This is a genomic window from Polaribacter sp. Asnod1-A03 (assembly GCF_045063585.1).
Classification (GTDB): Bacteria; Bacteroidota; Bacteroidia; order Flavobacteriales; family Flavobacteriaceae; genus Polaribacter.
Genome location: NZ_JBEFOE010000009.1, coordinates 2982225 through 2994696, shown reverse-complemented (window position 1 = coordinate 2994696; position 12472 = coordinate 2982225). Strand labels below are relative to the sequence as shown.

Genomic DNA, 12472 nt, shown 5'->3' with positions numbered 1-12472 from the left:
TTCGTTACATAAAATTATTTCAAATTTTGTATAAAATTTAAATATTTCAAATGAAAAATAAATTCAAAGAAATTCCAGACAAGTATAAAATTAAGGAATTAAAACATCAAAAGACATATTTAGTAAGTGGAGAATTAAAAGAATGGAAAGGAGAGTTTTCTGAAGTATATTCCTCTATTTCATCAACAGAAGAATATGAACCTACTTTGTTAGGTACAGTGCCTAATTTAACAGGAGAAGAGGCTATTGAAGCGTTAAATTCTGCTTATAGAGCTTATGATAAAGGACAGGGTTTATGGCCAACAATGAGAGTTGGAGATAGAATTGAATGTATGGAGGAGTTTGCAGAGCAAATGAAAACCAAACGAGAAGAAGTTGTTAAGCTTTTAATGTGGGAGATTGGTAAATCTTTACCAGATTCTGAGAAAGAATTTGATAGAACCGTAGAATATATTTACGATACTATTGAAGATTATAAACAAATGGACAGGGATTCTGCTAAGTTTGAAAAAAACAGTGGAGTTCATGCGCATATTAGACGCGGACCTTTAGGTGTTGTGTTGTGTTTAGGGCCTTATAATTATCCTTTAAATGAAACATTTGCGCTGTTGATTCCTGCTTTAATAATGGGTAATACAGCAATCTTTAAGCCAGCAAAACATGGGGTTTTATTATTATCTCCATTAATGGAAGCTTTTCAAAATAGTTTTCCAGAAGGAGTAGTAAATGTTATTTATGGTAGAGGGCGTGTATTAGCGACTCCTATTATGAAAACAGGTAAAATAGATGTATTGGCTTTAATAGGTAATAGTAAGTCGGCTAATGCAATACAGGCAAATCACCCTTTTAAAAATAGGTTACGTTTAGTTTTAGGTTTAGAAGCTAAAAATCCAGCAATTGTATTGCCAGATGCGGATTTAGATTTAGCTATAGATGAGTGTATTTCTGGAGCAACTTCTTTTAATGGACAACGATGTACAGCTTTAAAAATAATGTATGTTCATGAGCATATTGTAGATAAATTTAACAAGCGATTTGCAAAAAGAATTGATGCATTAAAATATGGAAACCCTTGGGAAGATGGAGTTAAATTAACACCTTTACCAGAACCTGGTAAGCCTGCATATATACAAGAGTTAATTGATGATGCTATTTCTAAAGGGGCAAAAGTAATTAATAAAAAAGGAGGAAAAACTACTGATAATTATATTTTTCCTGCAGTTTTATATCCTGTTTCTAAAGATATGAGAGTTTTTCAAGAAGAACAATTTGGTCCAGTAACTCCTGTTGTTTCATTTAAAAATATTCAAGAGCCTTTAGATGATATGGCAGAATCTAATTACGGGCAACAGGTAAGTGTTTTTGGTAGCGAAGTAAAAACGTTGGCGCCATTAATTGATACTTTGGTGAATTTAGTGTGTAGAGTAAATTTAAATAGTGCTGCACAACGTGGTCCAGATGTATATCCTTTTACAGGTAGAAAGGATTCTGCTGTTGCAACTTTAAGTGTACATGATGCTTTACGTTCATTTTCAATTAGAACATTTGTGGCTTCTAAGGATACAGAATATAATAACGCTATATTAGAAGAATTGTTAGATAAAAAAGCTTCTAATTTTATTAATACGGATTATATCTTATAAGTAATTGTAAGTTAGTGTTTTTAAAAAAAATAAAAACTCCTTTTTGGAGTTTTTTATTTTTTTAAATTTTAATGGTCATCATTGGTTTTAGAGAATTTTTAGATAGGTTTTTGGTAACACTTCCTGTAAAAAAATGTGCCAAACCACTTCTACCATGAGTGCCAATTGCAATTAAATCTGCATTTACTTCTTCAGAGAAATTTAAAATACCTTTTTCTACAGAAACATCGCTGTAAATATTTATTTTAGATTTAGGTAAGTTGTAGTCTTTTATAAAATCTTTTATTTGTTCTTTAGCTTTTACAGTTTCTTGAAAATTAGCAGGTGTATTTACTTTTAATAGGTGAATTTTACTATTAAAAGTATTAGAAAAATTAACAATTTTGCTAAATATTTCTTTATTATCTTCATTAAAGTTAGAAGCAAAAACTATTTTTTTTAATCTAAAATTTTCAGGATTCTTTTTTACAATAATCACAGGTTTTTTAGAATTTCTAACTATTTTCTCTGTGTTAGACCCAATGATTATTTCATCAAGGTTAGAATGACCTTTAGAGCCCATTATTATTAAATCAGCATCAATTTTATCAGCATACTTCTGTATACCTTCAAAAGGAGAGTTTAATTTTATAAAATATTTTACAGTAATATCTTCATAAAAAAATTCTTTTTTAAGAAGTAGTATCTTTTCTTTAACTTTTCGTAGATATAACATACTTTCTGGAATACTAAATTTACTACTAGTTCCCATGTCTACAACTCCTTTAGGTAATTCTATTAGGTGGATAAGATAAACTGTAGCATTTGTTTTTTCTGCAATTTTTGAAGCTATTATAGAAGCATATTCAGATGTTTTAGAAAAATCTATTGGCACTAAAATTCTTTTCATAATTGAGGGGTTTTAAAGTTGATTATAGATGCACTTAAATTTACAAAAAATAATTGACTTGAACTTAATTTGGTATATCCCAAACATTTAGTATATTTGCATCGAAATTTATAATAAATGGGGAAGGAAGGGGACTAGAGAGTCCCCTCTTTTTATACTTTATTTTAAGATTAAAATGGACCAAACCAAAGTAAGAGATTTAGTTGATGAAGCATTAGCGCTTAATGAATCGTTGTATTTGATAGACATAGTTATGTCAGAAAACAATAAAATTCAAATTACAGTTGATGGAGATAATGGAGTTCCTTTAAGTGAATGCATTAGAATTAGTAGAAGCGTGGATAATAGTTTTGATAGAGAAGAAGAAGATTTTTCTTTAGAAGTTTCTACTCCAGATATTGCACATCCACTAAAAGTAAAAAGACAATATATAAAAAACATTAACAGGATACTTAAAGTTAAAACTTCAGAAGAAGAATTTGAAGGAACTTTAGTAGAAGTAGATGAAGATAAAATTGTTTTAAGCTGGAAAACTAGAGAAGCTAAACCTATTGGTAAGGGAAAAGTTACTGTTCAAAAAACAGCAACTTTAGATTATAAAGATATTATAGAAGCAAAAGTGAAGATTGTATTTTAAGCAAAGATGTAATGGAGAATATAGCGTTAATTGATTCGTTTTCAGAATTTAAAGATAATAAGAGTATAGATAGAGTAACTTTAATGTCTATCTTAGAAGAGGTTTTTAGAGCTGCATTAAAACGTAAGTTTGGTTCTGATGATAATTTTGATATTATTATTAACCCAGATAAAGGGGATTTAGAAATTTGGAGAAATAGAGTTGTTGTAGCAGATGGTTTTTCTGAAGATGATAATGAAGAAATAGAATTAGCTGAAGCAAGATTAATTGAGCCAGATTTTGAGATTGGTGAAGATGTGTCTGAAGAGGTTAAATTGATAGATTTAGGAAGAAGAGCAATTTTAGCATTACGTCAAAATTTAATTTCTAAGATTTATGAGCACGATAGTACAAATATCTTTAAGCATTTTAAAGATTTAGAAGGAGATCTATATAGCGCAGAAGTTCATCACATTCGTCATAATGCAATTATTTTGTTAGATGATGAGGGTAATGAAATAGTATTACCAAAAAGTGAGCAAATACGTTCTGATTTTTTTAGAAAAGGAGATTCTGTAAGAGGGGTTATAAAAACTGTAGAATTAAGAGGTAATAAACCTGCAATAATTTTGTCTAGAACTGCTCCGGCATTTTTAAATAAATTATTTGAGCAAGAAATTCCAGAAGTTTTTGATGGTTTAATCACTGTTGAAGGCGTTGCAAGAATTCCTGGTGAAAAAGCAAAAGTAGCTGTAGATTCTTATGATGATAGAATCGATCCTGTAGGAGCTTGTGTGGGTGTTAAAGGATCAAGAATTCATGGTATAGTTCGTGAGTTAGGTAATGAAAACATAGATGTTATCAATTATACTAAGAACGAACAATTATTTATTTCTAGAGCGTTAAGTCCTGCAAAGGTTACTTCAATGGAAATAGAAATGTATGAAGAAGAAAAAAATGGTAAAAAAGGACGTGTAAGTGTACTTTTAAAACCAGAAGAAGTTTCTAAAGCTATTGGTAGAGGCGGTGTAAACATCCGTTTAGCTAGTGAGTTGACTGGTTATGAGATTGATGTTAAGAGAGAAGGTTTAGAAGAGGAAGATGTAGAATTAACAGAATTTATCGATGAAATCGAAGATTGGGTTATTACAGAATTCAAGAAAATTGGATTGGATACTGCAAGAAGCGTCTTAGAAACTAGTGTTGCTGAGTTGGTAAAAAGAACCGATTTAGAAGAAGAAACAATTATGGACGTTCAAAGAATTTTGAAAGAAGAATTCGAGGACTAAATATAGTATAGGAATAAAGTAAAAAGTATATTTTTACAATTATAAAGTTAAAAAGAATATATGTCTGTAGGCAAAACAATGAGGCTTAATAAAGTTTTAAGAGAATTAAATATTTCTCTTGATAGAGCAGTCGAATATTTAGCAGGTAAAGGTCACGAAATAGAATCGAGACCAACCACTAAAATTACGGGTGACGTCTATCAAGTTTTACTCGATGGTTTCGAAAAAGATGCTAATAAGAAGGCTGCATCTAAAGAAGTTGGAGAGGAAAAACGTAAGGAGAAAGAAGCTATTCGTTTAGAACATGAAGCTAAGTTAGAGAAGAAAAGAGCGGAAGAAGTTAAGAAAGAAGAAGAGGTTTTAAAGGCCAAAGCAGATAAGTTAGAATTTAAAACTGTTGGTAAAATAGATATTGACGCTGTCGGTAAAAAACCAGAGGTTAAAACAGAAGAAGCTAAGGAAGTAGTCAAAGAAGAGGTAGTTAAGGAAGAACCAAAAGTTGCTCCAGAAACTCCTGTTGTAAATGAACCTGTTGCAGAAAAACCTGTTATAGAAAAGCCAAAAGCTCCAAAGAAGGTTTCTGAAATAGAAAAAGAAGTTTCTAAAGTGGTAGAAAGACCTAGAGGAACAACTAAAGAAGTAGCTAAAACAGAAGAAAAACCGGCTGAGGTTACTGCAGAAAATGCAGAAGCAATTAAAACTCAGTATAAGAAATTGGATGGTCCAAACTTTACTGGTAAAAAAATTGATTTAAAGCAATTTGAAAGACCTAAAAAGAAAAAGCCAGAACCTAAAAAAGATGCTAATACTTCTTCAGACGCTAGAAAAAAACGTAAACGTATTAGTAAACCAGGTACATCTACTTCACCTAATAACCGAAGATCTCCAGGTCAAGGTAATAATAGACCAGGTCAAGCAGGTAATAATAGAGGAGGTTTCAAAGGAAAAGGAAGAGGGAATCAAAGACCTGCAGCTGTTAAAAAGGAAGAGCCAACTGAGGCAGATATCCAAAAACAAGTAAGAGAAACTTTAGAAAAATTACAAGGAAAATCTTCTAGAGGTAAAGGTGCTAAATACCGTAGAAATAAAAGAGAAGCTCATAGAGAGCATACAGAAGCTGAGTTAGAAGCTCAAGCTTTAGACAATAAAATCTTAAAGGTAACAGAGTTTGTTACCGTAAGTGAGGTTGCAACAATGATGGAAGTTCCTGTAACAAACATTATTTCATCTTGTATGATGTTAGGGATGATGGTGACAATGAATCAGCGTTTAGATGCAGAAACATTAGTTATAGTTGCAGAAGAATTTAATTATAAAGTAGAGTTTATTGGTGCTGAGGTAGAAGAGTCTATTGAAGAAGTAGTTGATAAACCAGAAGATTTGATTAATCGTGCGCCAATTATTACGGTAATGGGTCACGTAGATCATGGTAAAACATCTTTATTAGATTATATTAGAAAGGCTAATATTGTAGATGGAGAAAGCGGAGGAATTACACAACATATTGGAGCTTACTCTGTAAATGTTGGTGATGAAAAAATAGCTTTCTTAGATACACCTGGTCACGAAGCCTTTACAGCAATGCGTGCGCGTGGAGCTCAGGTAACGGATTTAGTTATTATTGTTGCGGCAGCGGATGATGATGTAATGCCACAAACAAAAGAGGCTATTTCTCATGCACAAGCAGCAGGAGTACCAATTATATTTGCAATTAATAAAATTGATAAACCTAACGCGAATCCTGACAATGTAAAAACTCAATTATCTTCAATGAATTTATTAATTGAAGAATGGGGAGGGAATATTCAATCACAAGATATTTCTGCTAAAACAGGAGAAGGGATTGAGGAGTTATTGGAGAAAGTTTTATTAGAGGCTGAGATTTTAGAATTGAAAGCTAATCCTAATAAAAATGCAGTTGGTACAGTTGTAGAAGCACAATTAGACAAAGGTAGAGGTTATGTTACTACAATTTTAGTACAAGCCGGAACTTTAAAAATTGGAGATTACATTCTTGCAGGTAAAAACAGTGGTAAAGTAAAAGCCATGTTTGATGATAAAGGAAGAAAACTTAAAGAAGCAGGACCATCAACTCCAGTATCAATCTTAGGTTTAGATGGAGCTCCACAAGCAGGAGATAAATTTAATGTATTTGAAGATGAAAGAGAAGCAAAACAAATAGCTTCAAAAAGATCTCAGTTACAACGTGAACAATCTGTAAGAACTCAGAAAACATTAACATTAGATGAAATTGGACGTAGAATTGCGTTAGGTGACTTTAAGGAATTAAATATCATTTTAAAAGGAGATGTAGATGGTTCTGTAGAAGCATTAACAGATTCTTTCCAAAAATTATCAACAGAAGAAATTCAAGTTAATATCTTACATAAAGGTGTTGGAGCAATTACAGAAAGTGATGTTTTATTAGCTACAGCTTCAGATGCAATTATTGTTGGGTTTAATGTACGACCTCAAGGAAATGCAAGAGCAGTAGCAGATAGAGAAGAAGTAGATATTAGAACATACTCTATTATTTATGATGCTATTAATGATCTTAAAGATGCTATGGAGGGTATGTTATCTCCAGAAATGAAAGAAGAAGTTACTGGTAATGTAGAAATCAGAGAGATTTATAAAATATCTAAAGTAGGTAACATTGCAGGTTGTATGGTAATGTCTGGTAAGATTCTTAGAGATTCTAAAATTAGAATTATTAGAGACGGAATTGTAGTTCATGATGGAACTTTAACAGCGTTAAAGCGTTTTAAAGATGATGTTAAAGAAGTTACAAAAGGTTTCGATTGTGGTATTCAGATTAAGAACTATAATGATATTGAACAAGGAGATGTAATTGAAGCTTATACTGAAGTAGCAGTGAAGAAAAGATTAAAATAATATAATAATTATATAAAAAAATGCCGCAGATTGCGGCATTTTTTGTTTTTAATTGTTTTTGTTATTTACCCATAGGAATTACAATAATACCAGAAAATTTTTCTTTAAAAAGAATTAAGTCTTTATCTGCCTCTAGTTTTGTTTTATAATTTCCTACTTGAACCTTCCATTCAGGAGCTTTATATACCAAGTTAGATTCTGTATTAGGAAACTCTAATTTAAACTGTTCACTATATTTTCTAGCTCGTTCTTCTCGCCCATTATAAATTTGAATTTTATAGCCAAAACCGTATGTTTTATTAAATTTTCTTTTTTTAGAAATTAGGTTTTTAATCTCCTGAGAGCTGTTATCTTCATTTTGTGAAAAAGATTTGTTGCTTAGGCTAAACAAAATAAGTGTTAATGGTAGCACTAATAATTTATTTTTCATGTTGTTAAATGTTTTTACAAAAATAAGAAGTAATGGTAAATATGTTGTTAAATCATCTTATTTAGAATAGATATAAATTGTTATTTAACGTTCCTTTAGTTTTTTTAATTTTGGTAAGATGTGCTATTTTTGTCTGAACAAAAAAAATGACTTTTATCATTTTATATTAGGTATTTTTAAACAAAGTTTAAATATGAAAAGTGTAGGATTGCACAATAGACTAAACACATTATTTATAAAGAGTATTACTTTACTTTTTATTTTTGCATTTAGTATATCTGCTTACTCTCAAGATGTAGATGAAGCCCGTCAAAAAGAAGGTAAAAAATTATTTAAATCTTTATGTGCTTCTTGTCATAAGTTAGATAAAAAACTTATCGGTCCAGCCTTAAGCGGTGTGGAAGAAAGAAGAGAAAATGATTGGTTAAAAGCGTGGATTAAAAACAATGCTGAGTTAAGGGCTACAGGTGATGCTCATGCAAATGCTATATTTGAAGAGTATAATGGTTCTAATATGACCGCTTTTCCTCAGTTGTCAGATAAGAATATCGATGATATCTTGTATTACACTACTATAGGGGAAATTAAAAAAGCTGCTTCTGTGGCGGAAGGTTCTACTGTAGATGTTTCTGGTTCTGGTGGTGGAGGAGCACCTGGGTGGTTAATTTATGTTTTAGCTGCTGCAATTATTGTTGCTTTTTTAATGATTGCTAGTTTATTAAAACAAGTAAATGAATTAAAAGGAAATACTTCGCCTGGAGAGACTTCTAATTTAAAAAGAGATTTACATGAGTTGTGGGGTGGTTTAAAGCAAAATACTTTTTTGAAAGTACTTTCAACTATATTTTTGTTATTGATTGGGGCATATTTTGTTTTTGGAACAATATTTAAAGTAGGTGTAGATGAAGGTTATCAGCCAATTCAGCCAATAGCTTTCTCTCATAAGATTCATGCTGGTGACAATAAGATAGAATGTCAATATTGTCATTCATCTGCAAAGCATAGTAAGACTTCGGGGATTCCTTCTGTTAACGTTTGTATGAATTGTCATAAAAATATTTCTGAAGTTTCTGATGATACAGTGGTAGAGTTAGAAGATGGACTTGTTCTTGGTAAAGCAGAATTAGATCTTGAAATTGCAAAAATTTATACTGCTGCTGGTTGGGATGCTGATAATTTAGAATATACAGGAGAAACTTCTCCTATAAAATGGACTAGAGTTCATAATTTACCAGACTTTGTTTACTATAATCATGCACAACACGTAACTGTTGGAGGTATAGAGTGTCAAAAATGTCATGGTCCTGTAGAGGAAATGGATGAATTATATCAATACTCTCCTTTAACAATGGGTTGGTGTATTGACTGTCATAAAGAAACTAAAGTGAATTTAAAAGGTAATGATTATTACGCTAAAATTCATGAAGATCTGGCGAAGAAATATAATGTAGATCAGGTTACCATAGCACAATTAGGTGGTAAAGAATGTGGTAAATGTCACTATTAATTAAAGAAGAAAGATAGTTTGGTTTTGGTGAAAACTAAAGCTAGAAACTAACAACTAATAACTAAATATAAATGGCTTCAAACAAAAAATACTGGAAAAGTGTTGAGGAACTAAAAGATAGTTCTATTGTTGAAACGTTAAGTAAAAACGAATTTGTTGAAGAGATTCCTACAGATCAGTTTTTAGGTGATAAGGAAACATTAGAAAATTCTTCTACTTCTCGTAGAGACTTTTTAAAATATGTTGGTTTTACTACTGCTGCAGCTTCCTTAGCTGCTTGTGAAGGGCCAGTTAGAAAATCGATTCCTTATGTTGTTAAACCTGATGATGTGACTCTTGGAGTTGCAGATTGGTATGCAACTTCTGTAGCGGATGGATATGATTTTGCAAATGTATTAGTAAAGACACGTGAAGGTCGTCCTATTCAAATTATGCCTAATAAAGAGGCAAACGGAACAACTAGTGCTAGGGTGCAAGCTTCTGTTTTATCTCTATATGATGAAGAATTGCGTTTAAAAGAGCCAACTAAGGCAGGTAAAGCAATTTCTTGGGCAGATGCAGATAAAGAGATTGGAGTAAAATTAAACGAATTAAAAGAGGGGGATAAAACAGTTGTATTGTTAACAGGTACAATGGCGAGTCCGTCAACGGATAAAATTATTTCAGATTTTATAGTAGCTAATCCAAATATTAAGCATGTTGTTTATGACGCTGTTTCAGAATCTGGAGCTGCAGACGCAATGTTAGCAATGTATGGTAAGCGTGTTTTGCCAAATTACCATTTAGATAAAGCTAAAACGATCGTTTCTTTTGGAGCGGATTTTTTAGGGGATTTTCACGGTGGGTTTGAGAAACAATTTATAGCTGGTAGGAAACCAGAAACTGGTCACATGTCTTATCATGTGCAGTTTGAAAGTAATATGTCTTTAACAGGAGCAAATTCTGATAAAAGAGTGGTTTTAAAACCTTCTGATCAGGTTTTTGCGTTGTTAAACTTATATAATGCAATAACGGATTCAAATGTTTCTTCTAAAGTAACGCCTGTTGATGCAGATATAAAAAAGATGGCATCTGAATTAAAAAAGGCAGGTTCTAAAGGAGTTGTCTTAACGGGTTTAAATGATGTAAATGCTCAGTTAATCTCTTTAGAAATTAATAAAGCATTAAATAGCGAAATTATTGATGTAAATAATACATTAAATGTTCGCCAAGGAAATGATGGAGAAGTTGCTCAATTAATTTCAGATATGAAATCTGGTGAAGTTGTAGGTTTAATTTCTTATAATGTAGATCCAGTTTATACTTTAGCTAGTTCATCAGATTTTGTTGAAGGATTAAAAAAGTTACAATTATCAGTAGCTTTATCAACAGAGAATAATGAAACTGTTGATGTTTCTAATTATGCATTGCCAACTCCACATTTTTTAGAATCTTGGGGAGATACTCAGTTTGATGAAGTTACTTATGGTTTAATGCAACCAACAATTCAGCCTTTATTTAATACACGTCAAATTCAAGATACCTTATTAAAATGGTCTGGAGACAGTACAAAATATTATGATTATTTAAAATCATATGCAACGACTTCTGTTTTAGGAGGGAGTTCTTGGAATACAGCTTTACATAATGGATTCTTTAAAAAAGAAGTAATTGAAGTTGTTGAAAGTACAGAATCTACTGTTTTAATAAATGAGGTTGCTTCTAAATTAGCAACTTCTGCGAAGAAAGCTTCGGGGTTTGAATTGAATTTTTATACAAAAGCAGGTTTAGGAGACGGTAAGCAAGCAAATAATCCTTGGTTACAAGAATTTCCAGACCCAATTACAAGAGCTTCTTGGGATAATTACTTAACAATGTCTATTGCAGATGCAAGAGAGTTAGGTTTTTCAAATCCAGTAAAAGACAATGGGGCTATTGATGGTGATTTCGCTAAAGTTTCTGTAAACGGAAAACAAGTTACAATACCTGTAATGATTCAACCAGGTCAAGCTAAAGGTTCTATAGGTTTAGCATTAGGTTTTGGTAGAACTTTTGGTCTGAAAGAGGAAATGAAGGTTGGGGTTAATGGTTATCCACTATATACTAACGGTAATAATATACAATACGGAGTTACTATAGAAAAAGTATCAGGGACACATAAATTTGCATGTACACAAGTACAAAAAACAATTGCTGGTCGTCATGATATTTTAAAAGTTACTTCTTTAAAAGAATACAAAACAGTTGATCCTAAAGATCATCACCATGGTTGGAATAAACCTTCAATGGTTTCTTATGATCATAATGAAGTTGAGGCTAACACAATAGATTTATGGGATGAGCACAATAGAGAAATTGGACACCATTTTAATTTATCTATAGATTTAACTTCTTGTACGGGTTGTGGTGCTTGTGTTGTAGCATGTCATGCAGAAAATAATGTGCCAGTTGTAGGTAAAAATGAAGTTAGGGTTGGTAGAGATATGCATTGGTTGCGTATTGATAGATATTATTCTTCTATAGTAGAAACTAGAGAAGATGCTAAAGAATTAGGATTAAGCAGAGGGGATACATATAAAGCTTTAGAAACTGAAGCGGAAAATCCTGAGGTTACTTTTCAACCAATGATGTGTCAACACTGTAATCATGCTCCTTGTGAGACTGTTTGTCCTGTTGCTGCTACATCACATGGTCGTCAAGGTCAAAATCAAATGGCATATAACAGATGTGTTGGTACAAGATACTGTGCAAACAACTGTCCATATAGAGTTCGTCGTTTTAACTGGTTTAATTATGCAAATAATAACGAGTTTGACTTTAATATGAATAACGATTACGGTAAAATGGTGTTAAACCCAGATGTAGTTGTTCGTTCTAGAGGAGTTATGGAAAAATGTTCTATGTGTATTCAAATGACACAAGCAACAATTTTAAAAGCGAAGAAAGAAGGTAGAGCTATAAATACAGATGAATTTGAAACAGCTTGTTCATCGGCTTGTACAACAGGTGCTATGGTTTTTGGAGATATTAATAATAAAGAAGACAAAGTAGCATCATTAGTAGAAGATAAAAGAGCTTATGGCGTTTTAGATTACTTACAGACAAAGCCAAATGTAATCTATCAGGTTAAAGTAAAAAACACTAACGAAGGGTAACAAGAAGAAAGTTATAATGTTTTACATTGTACTTTAAAACAAATAAAGATTAAAACTAAGTAATAAAAA

The 12472-nt window shown here is 31.7% G+C and carries 8 protein-coding genes; 6 read left to right on the top strand and 2 right to left on the bottom strand.

What is annotated here, in order from left to right:
* Nucleotides 1-50: 50 nt before the first annotated feature.
* Complete coding sequence (locus ACJJVY_RS13360; RefSeq protein ID WP_405609636.1) at nt 51-1643, top strand: NADP-dependent glyceraldehyde-3-phosphate dehydrogenase; 1593 nt, start codon at nt 51-53, stop codon at nt 1641-1643.
* 61 nt (nt 1644-1704) lie between these two features.
* Here ACJJVY_RS13360 and ACJJVY_RS13355 read toward each other — a convergent pair whose 3' ends face one another.
* The gene (locus ACJJVY_RS13355) at nt 1705-2532 is read right to left on the bottom strand and encodes a universal stress protein (RefSeq protein ID WP_405609633.1); all 828 of its coding nucleotides are present in this window, start codon (nt 2530-2532) and stop codon (nt 1705-1707) included.
* Between the two features lie 175 nt (nt 2533-2707).
* Between ACJJVY_RS13355 and rimP the strand changes: the two genes are divergently transcribed.
* Genes rimP through infB form a run of 3 tightly spaced genes read left to right on the top strand, consistent with a single transcriptional unit; the run spans nt 2708 to nt 7332 of the window.
* On the top strand, nt 2708-3169 hold the full coding sequence (gene rimP, locus ACJJVY_RS13350) for a ribosome assembly cofactor RimP (protein ID WP_405609630.1): 462 nt from the start codon (nt 2708-2710) through the stop codon (nt 3167-3169).
* Nucleotides 3170-3180: 11 nt separating this feature from the next.
* Entirely contained in the window at nt 3181-4437 is a 1257-nt protein-coding gene (nusA, locus tag ACJJVY_RS13345; protein WP_405609627.1) for a transcription termination factor NusA, read from the top strand.
* Between the two features lie 60 nt (nt 4438-4497).
* Nucleotides 4498-7332, top strand: coding sequence for a translation initiation factor IF-2 (infB, locus tag ACJJVY_RS13340; protein ID WP_405609624.1), 2835 nt, complete (start codon nt 4498-4500; stop codon nt 7330-7332).
* A gap of 61 nt (nt 7333-7393) precedes the next feature.
* Here the strand turns inward: infB and ACJJVY_RS13335 are convergent, their stop codons facing one another.
* The gene (locus tag ACJJVY_RS13335) at nt 7394-7762 is read right to left on the bottom strand and encodes an SPOR domain-containing protein (protein ID WP_405609621.1); all 369 of its coding nucleotides are present in this window, start codon (nt 7760-7762) and stop codon (nt 7394-7396) included.
* Nucleotides 7763-7955: 193 nt separating this feature from the next.
* Here ACJJVY_RS13335 and ACJJVY_RS13330 point away from each other — a divergent pair, with 193 nt between their 5' ends.
* Both ACJJVY_RS13330 and ACJJVY_RS13325 read left to right on the top strand, forming a co-directional pair.
* Nucleotides 7956-9269: a c-type cytochrome gene (locus ACJJVY_RS13330; protein ID WP_405609618.1), complete on the top strand. Its 1314-nt coding sequence runs from the start codon at nt 7956-7958 to the stop codon at nt 9267-9269.
* Between the two features lie 71 nt (nt 9270-9340).
* Nucleotides 9341-12403: a TAT-variant-translocated molybdopterin oxidoreductase gene (locus ACJJVY_RS13325; RefSeq protein WP_405609615.1), complete on the top strand. Its 3063-nt coding sequence runs from the start codon at nt 9341-9343 to the stop codon at nt 12401-12403.
* Nucleotides 12404-12472 lie beyond the last annotated feature (69 nt).